The sequence below is a fragment of the Neobacillus terrae genome (assembly GCF_011393025.1).
GTDB classification, from domain to species: domain Bacteria; phylum Bacillota; class Bacilli; order Bacillales; family Cytobacillaceae; genus Neobacillus_A; species Neobacillus_A terrae.
In genome coordinates, this window is record NZ_JAAOEO010000010.1 from 109,500 (window position 1) to 123,496 (window position 13,997).

Here is a 13,997-nt window from a genome sequence, read left to right on the forward strand (position 1 = left end):
ACCCGGTTTGTTTCTCCTTGCAAACATTACGGTTTAGTTTAAGTTTTCTGTTACTTTAAGTTTTACCTCTTTAGAATTTCGCTTTTTCTTTAAAAGGCGCTTTTCCAGATAAAAAGCAGGGAGTATGATTGCCGCCCATATGGCAAAATAGTTGATGACTACAAGAAAAGGATTACTGCTCCCGCCATGTCCGTCTTTTCCATGAAATTTCCCATCACGTAAATCTCCATTAGGCGGTCCTTGTTGTGTATTTGATGAATTTCCTGTATTTCCTGTACTTGCAATATTATTAGCCTGCCCGCTCTGCTGCGTTTGCTTAGGCATAAAATCAGCCATGTTAGTAGAAGACGATGAGGCAAACCATTGAATTCCGACCGCCAAAATGGCAAGTGATAGGACAACTGAGGCAATAACACCCTTCCTAAGCTTTCCTTCCTTCGTTTTAAATGCTTTTTTGCAAATACTCATAATCCATTTCCAATGTACACTGATATGAAGACCAACAAACCCGAGTGTGGCATCTGCGGAGAAACCATGGATACCACGAATTGCGTGGCCGCCTTGGATGGCGAGACTTGGTAAAACAACCCTTGAAATTAAAATTCCCGTTATAATGACCGTAGCCATTGAAGCTAATAGCAGTAAATTTAACGAAAAATTAAAGCGGGTTTTTTTAGGAAGGTTAGGATCAAAGATCTTTTTGGCTGTATTGATTACCCAGCGGAAGTTTAATCCTATGTGTGTGAGAATAGCGACTCCTATTACTAGACCAGCAATTTCATGAAACGGCAGACCGTTTAATACCCTTGGTTCCATTAGTAAAACAAATGTAATGGCCATCATCATATCAAGTATGATTTTAGTATAATTCTTTTTCAAATTAATTCCCCCAATTAAATATTAACCTTAACTGTTTCCCAGTTTATTGGAGGAATCTTAAGATAACCTTAACTTTTAAAAATATGTTTGTCCCTTGTTTAAATGGCGTGAAGTTCTTTAAAGACTCTTAAAACTGACTCTTAAAACTAATTAATAATTTCAATATGGATGTTAAAAGGGCAGCTAATCAGCTGCCCTTTTTGTCCTTACTCGTTTGGTTCTGTTCTTTTTTTATTCTGGAATTTCCGTCTTCTTTTTGGTATCAAGATGAAATAGAATTTCGCCTTTTTTGGACAAAAAATAGTCCCTTCTTGCAATTTGAGCTATGTAATTGGGGTTTTTTAATCGGGTAATTTCAAGACGGAGGCCACTCCCATTTTTTTTCATAGATTCTAACCTATGTTCCAGCCTGTCCCTCTCTGCCTTTTTTTTCGCTAGAATGGATTTTACAGAAAATTCTTGATACAGCATCCAACTAAATGTGATGACTGCTATCAAGCCAAATAAAGTCAATCTTCTGCGAAGCAGGCGTTTTCTAATAGGGTTTCCTTTCATCGGAGTCTCTTTTATTAACGAGGGATGTACTGCTTGATTGTTGAATTGTCTTTGATAGGTAAGTCTAGTCCTTTCTGATAGCATGGTGTTCTCCTTTTTAATGTTTGATTAGAAACTCTTTTGCTATCGATAGATACCCTTTCTGCAGACACCTGAATCATTAATTTGATAAAAAGCTAGAAAAAATAAAATTTACTTTCATTGGTCTGCTCCAATCTGTTTGGATGCCTGCTGTCGGGCAGGAAACTATTTTTTTGAAAAAAGCTTCTGCATAAAAAGAGACATCACCCTCGAAAGAACGCTTAAAAGTATGTGTTGTAATTAAAACGTTTGTAAAAGGATTGCGAATTGGATATCCAAATGGATAAACAATGTTTGATAGAGGGTAGAATTGATACGAAGCGAACTTGACTTTTGGGGAAAAATGGAATTTATATGTTATAATAAATTTATAGATTGTAAAATGTTGTTCCTAAGTTAAAGGATATTAGGATAGAAGAAGAAGCAAACCAGGGGGAAAAATAATTATTATTGGGGGTTAAAATGGATAAGAAGGAACTGATTAAACTCATTTTATTCGTTTTAATTATTTTTGCATTATTTTTTATTGGTTTCGAAATAAAAAGGTTGGTTGATGTGTTAGACATCAGACTTGAAAACATTGATGATACAATAGGAAATCTTCCAAATAGATTGAGATAGAGTTCAGCTAAAGGGTAGTTTTATTTCAACTTAGTTTGGAAAAATAAATAGAAAAAAACTCAGAAACACTGAGTTTTTTTACTTGCCATCAATATTGCGAATTTACCGTAGAAATATACATTAGGTAGTTATTTACATTGTTTTCAGCATTTTTCTCCCCATCAACCGAACCAGATACCATTCTGACGGTGTCTCTTTTCTATAGTCCCAGAGGTGAAAGGAATTAACTTAAGTTTTTCCATTCAACTCTGTACAAATCATGCCGCCTATCGCGCAGTTGGCTCATTGAACCAGAATTCCTTGAACGTCTTAGCTGCTCAAGGTCAACGTCCCCGACAACGACTGTATCTATATTCGCATCACATTCACCGACAATTCCATCTCGTGCGAATTCAAAATCAGAAGGTGAGAAAATGCCCGATTGAGCATATTGAATGTCCATATTTTCTACATGTGTTAAGTTGCCAACGGTTCCAGCAATACAGGTATATACTTGGTTTTCAATGGCTCGTGCCTGTGCACAGTAGCGTACCCGAAGATACGCTTGTCGATCCTCCGCACTAAAAGGAACAAAAATGATATTGGCACCCTTATCTGCGGCAATCCTAGCGAGTTCAGGAAACTCGATATCGTAAGAAAGCTGAATGGCTATTTTTCCAGAATCCGTGTTAAACACAAGTATTTCATTTCCTTCAGTAATTCCCCACCACTTTTTCTCGTTAGGTGTCACATGAATTTTAGACTGCTTTTCAATGGTCCCATCCCTGCGGAAGAGGAAACCGACATTATACACATCCCCGTTTTCTTCTACGAAATGAGACCCTCCAACTATATTGATGTTATATCTTACGGCGAGCTGCGTAAATAGTTCAATGTATTGGTCTGTAAAGGTGGCTAAGCGCCTTACTGCCCGATCCGGCCGTTTTTCTTCGAGAAATGACATCAATTGGGTTGTAAATATCTCCGGAAAGACAGCAAAATCCGAACCAAAATCCGCAGCAACGTCTACATAGTACTCAACCTGGCGGCAGAAATCCTCAAAGGACTCAATTTTTTTCATCATGTACTGGACCGCACAAATTCTAACCGGCAGCGCTGTACGATAAATCCGCTTAGACTTGGGACGGTAATCGACGTTATTCCACTCCATCAAGGTCGCCATTGATTCAGAGGCCTTGTCATCTGGGAGGTATTTTGTGTTAAGCCGTTTAATGGCAAATCCTTGCAGGAGCTGGAAGGACAGCACCGGGTCATAAATGCTGTGCTTCTCAACAGCTGCGACATACTCACGAGCCGTCATTTCATCTTTATATTTGTGGTATCTTGGAATCCGTCCGCCAATGAGGATGCTTTTAAGATTTAATCGAACCGCAAGATCCTTGCGTGCCTCGTAAAGACGATGCCCTAATTTCATGCGCCGGTATTCTGGGTCCACCATTACCTCAATCCCGTATAAATTGAATCCATCAGGGTCATGATTCGTGATATACCCATTGGCAGTTATATCGTCCCAGGTGTGCTGGTCATCATATTCGTCAAAATTGACGATTAAGCTTGAACAGGAACCTACAATTTTGTCCTCATATTCCACACAGAACTGACCCTCTGGGAAAGTTCGAATGTGACTGATCAATTGCTCTCGCGTCCATGGATCCATGTTTGGAAAGCAAACTCTGCCTAATGCTATAATGGCATCGATATCTTCGACGCGTATGTTGCGGATAATTATTTTCTTCTCATATTTCGACATATCTGTTTCTGACACAAACCACACATCCTTGCTTTAATTGTACGACTATTCACTTACCTAAAAATGGTAAATACAGAAAGGTCATTTTTCCTATATAATTCCCTCTCTATTTAAAATTAAGCATACTCCTCCCCTAATTTTTATTCAAATTTGCACCTTTAAAAAGGACGTTTTTGTTTACAAAAAATAATTTCTGACCTTTATGTACTGATGAAAAAACTTTAATTTTATCATTCCTGTTGATTTTTGCTTCAGGGGTTTGCTTTCCTCGGGCGGTAAGGAAACCTGCTATACTTCAGCCCCTAGTCCCTCGAGGTGCCTTCGGTCATATTAAGGATTTTGAGATTAACTGAGGATTTTTAAATAATCTCCCTCCCAACAAAGTACAATTTAAGATTTGTTGAAGAGAACCATTCTAGAGGCATTGGAAAATAATATAACTATTTACTACTTTTACCATTAGGTTTATGATATTAGTGTGATATCACTTTCATATCACTTTAAATTTTTGGAGGGGATCAAATGAGGGAGAAATCAATTTTTAAAATGAATGGTTTTGCTGCACTTGTTATTGCCATTTTGTGTGTTGTTTTTGGAATTGTTTTAATTGCAACCGGACCAACTATTCCTGAAAAAGTGGCAGGAATCCTGATTGTACTGATCGGCCTCGTCATCGCGACTAGCTTAACGATTGTTCAGCCAAACGAGGCAAAGGTTTTAACTTTCTTTGGAACTTATATGGGTGTCATAAGAGAACAAGGCTTATGGGCAACGGTTCCGTTTACTTTCAAACGAAGCGTTTCACTACGCGTAACAAACTTTAACAGTGAAAGATTAAAAGTAAATGATTTGGAAGGAAATCCAATTGAAATTGCTGCTGTAGTTGTATATAAAGTACGCGATGCAGCAAGTGCTTTATTTGATGTAGAAAACTATGAAAAATTCATTCAAATTCAGAGTGAAACCGGGATTCGCCATATTGCGAGCAGGTATGCCTATGATACTTTTGAAAACCATGAGAATAACCTAACGCTTCGTCAAAACAGTGACGAAGTAGCAGATGTACTTGTTTATGATTTACAAAGAAGACTTGATGTTGCTGGGGTTGATGTGATTGAGGCGCGTATTATGCATCTTGCCTATTCTTCAGAAATCGCCTCAGCTATGCTTCAAAGACAACAGGCTCAAGCTGTATTGTCAGCCCGTAAGGTTATTGTTGACGGTGCAGTAGGCCTGGTAAAAGCAGCGATTGACCAGCTAACGGAACAAGAGATTGTCGAGTTGGATGAAGAGAAAAAAGCCCAAATGGTCAATAATCTTATGGTCGCCATCGTTTCAGAAAAAGGAACGCAGCCAATCATAAATACAGGAAGCATTTATTAAGGTTGGACCTTAAATGAGTAATAGAAAAGCATTTCCGCTTCGGATTGATCCCAAATTATATGAAGTGCTGGAAAAATGGGCAGAAGACGAACTAAGAAGTGTAAATGCCCAAATCGAAGTCATATTGAAAGACGCAGCAAAAAAAGCTGGAAGACTAAAAAAAGAATAAACAAAAATGGAGCCAATATTTTGGTTCCTTTTTTGCTTTTATGGCTGGTGAACCGTCAACCTTCCCTCCTGGCCATTTTTTACAATAATTCTTTCGTTAATTTAAATTAGATTCAAGTCAATTTCTATACTAATTAAATTTTTTTATCATTTGCACAGTTTCAAACTTTGTCTGCAATTTTCTCTATATACTAAGGTCGATTTTCTTACAGGCATCAATGTAAATATAATTTGCTAATGCCACTCTCCTTTATGGTATATTACTCTTGTTAAAAAAATAGTTTTATAAGTGAGGCATCTGAATGAAAATTGATTTACCTAAAATCTCAAGAGAATTACCAATAAAAAGCTTTCAGGATATTTTTTATGAAGAAGACCCTGAATTAGATATGTGTAAAGTTAGGGACTCCGTTTTTGAAAATGAAGTGGTTGACAGAGCAAGATTATCGAATATGATCGTTGAACGAAGCAGATTTACTAATTCAGATTTAAAGAATATTGATATGACAGATGCAATCTTTGAAAATTGTGATTTATCCAATGCAAACTTGAGCAAGTCGTCGATTCACAGAGTGATTTTTAAAAATTGTAAATTACTCGGTGTAGATTTTACTGAGTCCCGTTTTGGAAATGTTCAGTTTGACAACTGTGTATTAAACCTTACTACTTTTGCAGACTCGAAGTTTGAAAAAGTCAGCTTTCAAGAAGCTTCTTTAAAAAGTACGGACTTTTACAACTGTAAGCTCAAACAAGTTGAATTCCCTCTATGCCATCTGGACGCTGCAAATTTCGATCAGACCTCTCTTAAGGGAATCGATATTAGTTCTTCTGCCTTTGAAACTCTTACAGTTTCGATGGAAAATTTAAAAGGGTGCAAGGTTTCTTCCTATCAAGCCATTCAATTTGCTGCTCTAATGGGATTGATCATTAAAGACTAGTAATTAAAAGCAAAAAGAAGGCGCTGTGATAGGCACCTTCTTTTTATTACGGCCATTATAGTAATGCTTGAATACTAGACTCCATTTCAAATGGCTCTGTGGTGGATTCGAAACGGTTCACAACGTTGCCTTCCCTATCGACAAGAAACTTAGTAAAATTCCATTTAATAGAGTCCCCAAACAAGTAATGAGGATACCTTTCATTCAGGATTGACATGAGCAGATTGGAAACGGGATGGCTCATGTTAAACCCTTCGAATGGTTTTTGGCCAGTTAAATAGGTGAAAAGCGGATGAGCATCGTCATCGCGAACATCGATTTTTTTAAAAATAGGAAAGTGAACTCCATGATTTAAAGCACAGAATTCTGCAATTTCTCCATCCTGTAAAGGCTCCTGTTCCGCAAATTGATTAGAAGGAAATGCCAGAATTTGCAGGCCTTTTTCTCCATAGTGCTCCTGAAGCTTTTGAAGGTCAGTTAATTGTGGAGTAAAACCACACTTCGTAGCAGTATTTACAATTAACAAGACCTTTCCTTTATACTTTTCCAAACTTGTTGTTAAACCACTTGATGTCTTTACTTTAAAATCAAAAATAGACATTTCTTTTCCGCCTTCCTTAACCTCTTATTGTAAAGAATAAGCTAATTATATAGGCAAATAATCCTACTGTAACTTTTGGATGTGCTGTGCTTACTTACCTATTTTTATAACGGAAAGCGAAAGTTACCTTACACCCTTCGAAACGCGGTCAAGCCACTCACCCATTAAGTGGTTAAAAAGAGTATCCTGCTCAATTTGTAAGTTATGTGATGCCTTATCAAGTACCGCAAAGGTAGCCCGAGGATACCGTTCGATTATGTTAAAAGCATCTTTATACCCAGTTACAGCATCCTGCCTTCCTACAAGAAATAGGCTTGGGCGTTCGAAAAAGTCATCCAAGTCAAATGTAAATCCATAATTCTTCTTAATCTTCTCTAAAAATTCTTCATCAGCGATTTGGCTTCCGCTTAAAACTTCATTTTTATATCTCGTACAGACATACTCATCAAGAATAACACTTAATGAACGAAAACCATCCTGATCTTCTTGGCTTAGGGTCTTCATAAACTCTTTATCTTCATATATTACCATATGATGAGGCAAGGACCTCTTTGAAATTTCCGGAATAATCACCGGGCATATGAAAGCAGCACCGTCGACTTTTTCTTTCATTTTTGCGATAACTCCCCGTGCTAGATAGCCGCCATAGGATTCCCCCGCAAGTAAGAATGATTCTCCCGGAATGATCGTTTCAATAAACTGGATAACGACATCCAGCATGTCATCTGTATTATTTATATTTTCGGATCCCTTTGTTTTTCCCATTCCCGGCAGGTCTAGATAAATCCTCCTATACCCCTCTTTGTCTTTAAAAAATGGTTCCATACAGCCGATCATTACTCTTGAATCTGGTACAAAACCATGAATGCATATCACCGGTTTTCCTTCTCCGAATTCTTGATAATAAATCTCTGAATCTCTAATTAGACACTTTGCCATCTTCTCTTAACCTCACTTTGTTATAAAGAGACTCAACGCTTCTTCTAAAATAAACCGATGTAATTCATTATCTTCCAATACAAAAGGAACGAGCTCCGGTTCCACCCATATCCTGCAGCTCGTTTCATTTTCATGCAGGAATAGCACAACCTCTTCAATATCCATCCGGTAAAAGGCCTGATATCCTATGAGAGGATATTTTCCCTTTGGATCAAATAGCGGGTTTTCTTCGTGGCTTACTTCCAAAGCACCTATGTACTGTATTTGCCCTCTCACATAACCTTCTTCAAATGCTTCTCTGTGAAAGGCCTCCTCGAGAGTTTCTCCTTCTTCCACATGGCCGCCTGGCACACTAAAGCCTCTTCCCTTTACATTGACTAAAAGAACTTTCCTCTCACTAAAGCAATATCCATGAACACTTGTGACCATGCTGGTATCGGAAATTATCAATCCCGTACACCAGGTAAGTTTTATATGATGACCGTTCCAAGCTACATAAATCTGGTTTTTCATTTTTCCTCCCCTTTCAAAAAGTAAAATTTTACTATGCAGCCAAGCAGGGAATTGATTATACGTAATATATTCTAAATGTTTTTGTAACCCCCTTTTTTATTTTAAAATTAAATTATCACTTAAGCTGATTAAACTGTTAACCTATCAAAATATTTCAGATTTTTCGACAAAAGGCGTATACTTATTCAGGAAGGCGGAAATTATGCTGGAATAAACTTATCGGCGCTGTGAAGTGATTTTGGATTAGCGGATTTTTCGTACACAGGGATAAAACTACGGACAAAGTATTTACCCTAAAGGCTTCCGCCTGCAATTTTTACATAATTTTCGTCTTTTTTTTTCCTATTAAAGAAAGGGTTTTCATGACAGAAGTTTAGGAGAGGATGGGTTTTGAAACAATCTGATCAACGCGCTATTAGCCGGCGCATCACAAGCAACATCTTCAAGGGGTCACTGGGAAATCTAATTGAATGGTATGACTGGTATGTGTACTCCGCTTTTGCAGTATACTTTTCGGCCGAGTTTTTCCCGGCAGGAAATACGACTCTCCAATTACTTAACACCGCAGGAGTTTTTGCGATTGGATTTTTAATGCGCCCGATTGGAAGTATCATAATGGGACGTTATGCCGACAGACATGGACGCCGAGCGGGACTCACTCTTTCGGTAGCCATCATGGCTTTAGGGTCTCTTGTAATTGCGTTTACACCAGGTTACAGCAGTATTGGGGTTCTTTCACCTATCATTCTGGTAGTTGCACGCTTAATCCAAGGTATTTCGCTTGGCGGTGAATACGGAACTTCTGCTACTTACCTATCAGAAGTTGCCAGCAACGGACGCCGGGGTTATTATTCTAGCTTCCAGTATGTAACGCTTGTTGGCGGACAGCTGGTTGCACTCGGTGTTCAAATCATACTCCAGCAAATCCTGAATGATGACCAAATGGTTTCATGGGGCTGGCGCATTCCATTCGTCATTGGCGCTCTCGGTGCATTACTTGTACTTTGGCTGCGGCGTTCGATGGATGAATCAGAGCAATTTGAAAAAAACAAGAATAGTGTGAATGCCGGTACGTTTAAAGCTTTAATGAAATATCCAAAAGCAGTTATGACAGTTGTCGGCCTTACGCTCGGCGGAACAGTTGCATTCTACACGTATACTACCTATTTGCAAAAATACATGATCAATACCGTTGGCCTTGATAAGCAATCCGTCAGCTGGATAAACTTCATTGCATTACTGATTTTCGTTGTTCTTCAGCCGCTTGCCGGTGCTCTGTCTGATAAAATTGGACGACGTAAACTATTACTGGGCTTTGGTATTTTCGGTACATTGCTCACTGCTCCGCTGTTTTTCTTAATGAGAGATACAAACAGTCCTTTTGTCGCATTCCTGCTCATGATGGTCGGTCTCATCATTGTAACTGGATACACCTCCATCAATGCGATAGTTAAAGCTGAGCTATTTCCTACAGAAATTCGGGCTCTTGGTGTAGGTTTCCCTTATTCCCTCACCGTTGCGATCTTTGGAGGAACAGCCGAATTCATCGCTTTATGGCTTAAAAACATCGGACTCGAGTCTCTTTTCTTCTTCTATGTATCACTATGTATCTTAATTAGCCTTATCGCCTACTGGCGCATGGGAGAGTCCTCTAAGAACTCTCAAATTGAAGCGGAATTTAACAAAAAAACTCCGCCTGACCAAAAAGCTTTATAAGGCAGAAAAACGCTGTTCGGCACTTTGCCAGCAGCGTTTTTCTTTGACTCAAAAATATTTTATATAACTATCATACTCGTTATCTATCTGCATTCCTATTTCTTCGTATAAGGCTTTTGCTGTTTGATTATCAGGGGCAGTTTGCAACGAAACAAATCTCGCCTTTTCTTTTTCACAGAAACAGAAGGCTTCCTTCATCAGTGCTTTCCCTACTCCCTTTTTTCTGAAGTCTGGATGGACAAATAAATCATTTAAAATAAATGCCCTCTTCATACCGACAGAAGTGAAGGTGGGATATAATTGTACAAATCCAGCTGCCTTTTCCGCCTGGTAAGCTATAAAAATTTTCGACTCTTGATTTTCAATCCTTGCCTGGATAAATTCTTTTGCTCCTTCTAAATCACTAGCCTGTCCGTAGAACATGCGATATTGATTGAAAAGCGAGCCTATCTCATTTAAATACTTCATATTGCCTTCAACAATTTTCATCTTTATCTCTAACCCTCCCCTAAAATTTCACTTGATTCTTTGTCCCTAATTATTTCACATTTATAGATATGAATAATAATAACAGATTTAACCATTGCAGCATGTAAAAGTTGAAAAGATTTGAAAGAGTTATTGATTCCTATTAACCAATATATAAACATATGTATCGGTTCATTCACTTTCTTATTGAAAAAGGTAATTTAGAAATTGAAGCTCCCTTCTATTCGCCGGCTTGTCAATACCTCAGCTGCAAAGGAACAGTATTGCGAGTTATTACCAGGGATAAAATTTTATCGTTATACCAAAATTTGATACTTGCAAAATAGGAGGAAAACTACTAAAATATTCAAAGTGCATTCTTAAAAAATAAATATCAACTGTATAACCTCTAGAATATGGCTTGAGGGTCTCTACCAGGAACCATAAAATCCTGATTACAGAAAATGAACCAATCATTTTTTGTAATCAGGGTTTTTTTATTTTTTTCATTAGAAAGGACGTAAATAGATTATGAATTTTAAAATATTTATTCTTGCATTATCATCTGTCGCCGCGGGGCTGGTTGAATTAATCGTAGGTGGAATACTGCCCACAATTGCTAACGACTTTAATATATCATTAAGCACGGCTGGACAGCTAATCACAGTTTTCGCGCTTATTTATGCTGTTGCCGGTCCTGTTTTACTTGTTTTAACCAGCAAAATAGAGCGAAAAAAGTTATATCTTGCTTCCTTGATTGCTTTCTTCATCGGAAATGTTATGACCTATTTCAGTCCAAGTTTTACCTTCATGATGATCGCTAGGATTTTGACTGCAATGAGTACAGCACTTATCGTTGTACTGTCCTTAACCCTATCTGCAAAAATTGTGTCTCCAGCACACCGAGCAAAGGCTTTGGGACTCATCTATATGGGCATAAGTTCATCACTTGTGTTGGGCGTTCCGCTGGGAATTCTAATTTCTAATACATTCGGCTGGCGTGTCATTTTCCTAGGTATCGCTATTTTATCCATAGGCTCCATTGTACTTATTTCAATCTATTTGGAAAGAATTCCTGGGGAAAACTCGATTCCGCTTTCCCAACAATTACGAGCAGTGGGCAGTCTAAAAATAGGGAGTGCCCATCTTGCAACCATGTTTATGCTTGCTGGACATTATACTCTTTATGCGTATTTCACTCCATTTTTAGAAAAGGAACTTCATCTGAATTCTAATTGGATCAGTATTTGTTATTTATTATTTGGTATTGCAGCAGTATGTGGTGGAGCTTTCGGAGGAATTCTTTCGGATTCGATTGGGTCTCATAAAAGCATCATCGTGGTAATCAGTGCATTTGCCGCTGTGCTATTTTTATTACCATTAACGACTTTTTCACTTATTTTATTCGTACCGATCATGATGATTTGGGCGGCATTAAGCTGGAGCCTCGCTCCTCCGCAACAAAGTTACTTGATAGAAACAGACCCTGCTACATCTGACATTCAGCAAAGCTTTAATAATTCAGCCTTACAAATCGGCATTTCACTAGGTTCTGCCTTTGGCGGCATCGTTTTAACTCAAACCGGTACAGTTTCCAAAACAGCCTGGTTTGGAGGAGCCATTGTCATGATTTCTCTCCTTTTTGCGATCATCTCTTTAACAAGAAAAACGATAAAAAGAGAAAATAGGCTTATGGTTTCGTCATCCCAAAAGACAATTTCATAATGCAGCTTACTTCTTTGGAATGTATTAGCAACATTAAAACACTGGGAGTTAATCCTAGTGTTTTTTGATATTCCCGATCTCTTGCCTCAACGTATATGTTGCTAGTTATTTATTATTGGGAGATTATATATTCTTGAGTGAAACCTTGATGGCATTAGAAAAAAGGTAGTAACGACAACTTAGTTGAAGTAACTGATTTTGTATTTACTCTTTGCAAGAAATTGTTCCAATAATTACTGTTGCGTCCAGTTCATGATCTCTGGCAATTTTGGTAGCTAGTCCAGCATTTTCAAAGATTGCTAAGGTTTGAGCCGCCTGCATTTCGCTCGTCTCTACCAATAGATGCCCTCCGGGAGCAAGCCAGTGAATTGCCTGTTCGACAACCTTGCGCTGAAGGTCGAGTCCGTCCTTTCCTCCGTCAAGTGCCAGTTTCGGTTCATATAAACGTGCCTCCTGAGGAAGTAACTTTATTGCATCAGTAGGAACGTAAGGTGCGTTGGCAACTATAATGTTCACACGGCCTCTCAACAAATAGGGCAATGCATCATACAGGTCACCCTTATAAACGTGGCCACCAATGTTAATAATGTTACAGGAAGCACATTGTACAGCTATAGGGTCAATGTCAACGGAATGTAATAAAATATTATTAAAGTTTGTTGCTATTACAGCACCCACAGCTCCAGACCCGCAACATAAATCAACCACAATTTCATTATTGTGGGTCAATGCTTCCGCCTGCTTTACCAGAAACTCCGTACGTTGACGTGGTACAAAAACGCCCTGTTTAACTTCTATGCGCTTCCCACAAAACTTTGTAAATCCAAGTACGTATTCAAGTGGTAAGCCACTTGCTCGTTTTTCTACCATTTCCAGTAGATCTTCTAATCTGCCAGCCTCTGAGATTAGTAACTGTGCTTCTTCTTCTGCAAAAATACAACCAACGTTTCGGAGTCTGTCAATTATACTTTTTTCCATTTTATTATTTACAGAGAAGGTAATCTTCTGTCCTATTTCTCTCACCACTTTAGGAATGATTTAGTTTTTTAACATCTTTATTCTAGTACTGAAAGAAATATCCTTCTTGAACTTAACTACCCTATAGCACAATGAAAAAACAGCAATCATTCTTTATTAGAACGATCGCTTTCCGAGCCTGGACATAATAATTTCAAATAATTCCTACTCTTATTATTAAATTAAGCTGTCCCTTTAGTTCAGCAAAAAAAGGCATAAATCCTTCTTGGATCAATGCCCCTGTTTGCTTTATAAATTTAGCAATTCGAACAGACATAATCGGAGAACTGGACAGATACAACTCTTAATCCAAAAAACAAGAGGAATTCGCCCTTAAAAGCGGATTCCTCTTTTCATTCATTTTAAGTTAACGGGTTATAGAAAAGCCGTTTTTAAAAGTATTTTTATCTGGCTCATAAACTACGTCATTTTTAAAATCCAAAACCTCACCAAAGCCAAGTAAAGTCAATCGTAGGTCTTTTTCCATCATACGAGTGAACTCCCATTTATCCCCTTTTTCAAATGCTTTTACTAATTCTGGCGAAACATTAATCTTACAAAATGTATTTAATTTGTTACCTTTGTTTACTTCATTAGTGAAATCCAAAATCCCACCAAATTCATTCAATTGATTGTTCTAAAT

Annotated in this window: 15 protein-coding genes and 1 riboswitch; of the genes, 6 read left to right on the top strand and 9 right to left on the bottom strand. The window is 38.0% G+C overall.

Annotated elements, in window-relative coordinates; genetic code table 11:
- Nucleotides 1–33: 33 nt before the first annotated feature.
- Nucleotides 34–879, bottom strand: coding sequence for a DUF4405 domain-containing protein (locus G8761_RS15600; RefSeq protein ID WP_207789233.1), 846 nt, complete (start codon nucleotides 877–879; stop codon nucleotides 34–36).
- A gap of 231 nt (nucleotides 880–1,110) precedes the next feature.
- On the bottom strand, nucleotides 1,111–1,518 hold the full coding sequence (locus G8761_RS15605; protein WP_166028266.1) for an FtsB family cell division protein: 408 nt from the start codon (nucleotides 1,516–1,518) through the stop codon (nucleotides 1,111–1,113).
- 459 nt (nucleotides 1,519–1,977) lie between these two features.
- On the opposite strand from G8761_RS15605, the gene G8761_RS15610 reads away from it, so the two are divergent.
- Complete coding sequence (locus tag G8761_RS15610; protein ID WP_166028268.1) at nucleotides 1,978–2,136, top strand: hypothetical protein; 159 nt, start codon at nucleotides 1,978–1,980, stop codon at nucleotides 2,134–2,136.
- A gap of 223 nt (nucleotides 2,137–2,359) precedes the next feature.
- Here G8761_RS15610 and G8761_RS15615 read toward each other — a convergent pair whose 3' ends face one another.
- Nucleotides 2,360–3,901 carry a GNAT family N-acetyltransferase gene (locus G8761_RS15615; RefSeq protein ID WP_338000968.1) on the bottom strand — a complete coding sequence of 514 codons (1,542 nt, stop codon included), beginning with the start codon at nucleotides 3,899–3,901 and terminating at the stop codon, nucleotides 2,360–2,362.
- Nucleotides 3,902–4,408: 507 nt separating this feature from the next.
- Between G8761_RS15615 and G8761_RS15620 the strand changes: the two genes are divergently transcribed.
- From G8761_RS15620 to G8761_RS15630, 3 genes are all read left to right on the top strand, one after another.
- Nucleotides 4,409–5,269 (top strand): SPFH domain-containing protein, encoded by an 861-nt coding sequence (locus tag G8761_RS15620; protein WP_166028270.1) that lies wholly within the window; start codon nucleotides 4,409–4,411, stop codon nucleotides 5,267–5,269.
- 13 nt (nucleotides 5,270–5,282) lie between these two features.
- Nucleotides 5,283–5,438 (top strand): type II toxin-antitoxin system antitoxin, encoded by a 156-nt coding sequence (locus tag G8761_RS15625; protein ID WP_166028273.1) that lies wholly within the window; start codon nucleotides 5,283–5,285, stop codon nucleotides 5,436–5,438.
- Between the two features lie 301 nt (nucleotides 5,439–5,739).
- Entirely contained in the window at nucleotides 5,740–6,375 is a 636-nt protein-coding gene (locus G8761_RS15630; RefSeq protein WP_166028275.1) for a pentapeptide repeat-containing protein, read from the top strand.
- Between the two features lie 55 nt (nucleotides 6,376–6,430).
- On the opposite strand, the gene G8761_RS15635 is transcribed toward G8761_RS15630, so the two are convergent.
- From G8761_RS15635 to G8761_RS15645, 3 genes are all read right to left on the bottom strand, one after another.
- On the bottom strand, nucleotides 6,431–6,976 hold the full coding sequence (locus G8761_RS15635; RefSeq protein WP_166028277.1) for a glutathione peroxidase: 546 nt from the start codon (nucleotides 6,974–6,976) through the stop codon (nucleotides 6,431–6,433).
- Nucleotides 6,977–7,099: 123 nt separating this feature from the next.
- The gene (locus G8761_RS15640) at nucleotides 7,100–7,915 is read right to left on the bottom strand and encodes an alpha/beta fold hydrolase (RefSeq protein WP_166028279.1); all 816 of its coding nucleotides are present in this window, start codon (nucleotides 7,913–7,915) and stop codon (nucleotides 7,100–7,102) included.
- A gap of 12 nt (nucleotides 7,916–7,927) precedes the next feature.
- Nucleotides 7,928–8,428, bottom strand: coding sequence for an NUDIX domain-containing protein (locus tag G8761_RS15645; RefSeq protein ID WP_166028281.1), 501 nt, complete (start codon nucleotides 8,426–8,428; stop codon nucleotides 7,928–7,930).
- A gap of 390 nt (nucleotides 8,429–8,818) precedes the next feature.
- Here G8761_RS15645 and G8761_RS15650 point away from each other — a divergent pair, with 390 nt between their 5' ends.
- Entirely contained in the window at nucleotides 8,819–10,144 is a 1,326-nt protein-coding gene (locus G8761_RS15650) for an MFS transporter (RefSeq protein WP_166028283.1), read from the top strand.
- 48 nt (nucleotides 10,145–10,192) lie between these two features.
- On the opposite strand, the gene G8761_RS15655 is transcribed toward G8761_RS15650, so the two are convergent.
- Nucleotides 10,193–10,633 (bottom strand): GNAT family N-acetyltransferase, encoded by a 441-nt coding sequence (locus G8761_RS15655; protein ID WP_166028285.1) that lies wholly within the window; start codon nucleotides 10,631–10,633, stop codon nucleotides 10,193–10,195.
- Between the two features lie 357 nt (nucleotides 10,634–10,990).
- Nucleotides 10,991–11,090, top strand: a riboswitch (purine riboswitch).
- A 53-nt stretch (nucleotides 11,091–11,143) separates the two neighbouring features.
- Between G8761_RS15655 and G8761_RS15660 the strand changes: the two genes are divergently transcribed.
- Nucleotides 11,144–12,337 (top strand): MFS transporter, encoded by a 1,194-nt coding sequence (locus tag G8761_RS15660; RefSeq protein ID WP_166028287.1) that lies wholly within the window; start codon nucleotides 11,144–11,146, stop codon nucleotides 12,335–12,337.
- Between the two features lie 204 nt (nucleotides 12,338–12,541).
- On the opposite strand, the gene G8761_RS15665 is transcribed toward G8761_RS15660, so the two are convergent.
- Both G8761_RS15665 and G8761_RS15670 read right to left on the bottom strand, forming a co-directional pair.
- Nucleotides 12,542–13,315 (bottom strand): putative protein N(5)-glutamine methyltransferase, encoded by a 774-nt coding sequence (locus G8761_RS15665; protein ID WP_166028289.1) that lies wholly within the window; start codon nucleotides 13,313–13,315, stop codon nucleotides 12,542–12,544.
- 406 nt (nucleotides 13,316–13,721) lie between these two features.
- A complete protein-coding gene (locus G8761_RS15670) occupies nucleotides 13,722–13,982 on the bottom strand; it encodes a hypothetical protein (protein ID WP_166028291.1) in 261 nt (86 codons plus the stop codon).
- Nucleotides 13,983–13,997 lie beyond the last annotated feature (15 nt).

What these genes read in the sequence shown, in the direction of transcription:
- G8761_RS15605 (WP_166028266.1), bottom strand. Translation starts at nt 1,518, where the DNA reads ATGCTATCAGAAAGGACTAGACTTACCTATCAAAGACAATTCAACAAT.
- G8761_RS15610 (WP_166028268.1), top strand. Translation starts at nt 1,978, where the DNA reads ATGGATAAGAAGGAACTGATTAAACTCATTTTATTCGTTTTAATTATT.
- G8761_RS15620 (WP_166028270.1), top strand. Translation starts at nt 4,409, where the DNA reads ATGAGGGAGAAATCAATTTTTAAAATGAATGGTTTTGCTGCACTTGTT.
- G8761_RS15625 (WP_166028273.1), top strand. Translation starts at nt 5,283, where the DNA reads ATGAGTAATAGAAAAGCATTTCCGCTTCGGATTGATCCCAAATTATAT.
- G8761_RS15630 (WP_166028275.1), top strand. Translation starts at nt 5,740, where the DNA reads ATGAAAATTGATTTACCTAAAATCTCAAGAGAATTACCAATAAAAAGC.
- G8761_RS15635 (WP_166028277.1), bottom strand. Translation starts at nt 6,976, where the DNA reads ATGTCTATTTTTGATTTTAAAGTAAAGACATCAAGTGGTTTAACAACA.
- G8761_RS15640 (WP_166028279.1), bottom strand. Translation starts at nt 7,915, where the DNA reads ATGGCAAAGTGTCTAATTAGAGATTCAGAGATTTATTATCAAGAATTC.
- G8761_RS15645 (WP_166028281.1), bottom strand. Translation starts at nt 8,428, where the DNA reads ATGAAAAACCAGATTTATGTAGCTTGGAACGGTCATCATATAAAACTT.
- G8761_RS15655 (WP_166028285.1), bottom strand. Translation starts at nt 10,633, where the DNA reads ATGAAAATTGTTGAAGGCAATATGAAGTATTTAAATGAGATAGGCTCG.
- G8761_RS15660 (WP_166028287.1), top strand. Translation starts at nt 11,144, where the DNA reads ATGAATTTTAAAATATTTATTCTTGCATTATCATCTGTCGCCGCGGGG.
- G8761_RS15665 (WP_166028289.1), bottom strand. Translation starts at nt 13,315, where the DNA reads ATGGAAAAAAGTATAATTGACAGACTCCGAAACGTTGGTTGTATTTTT.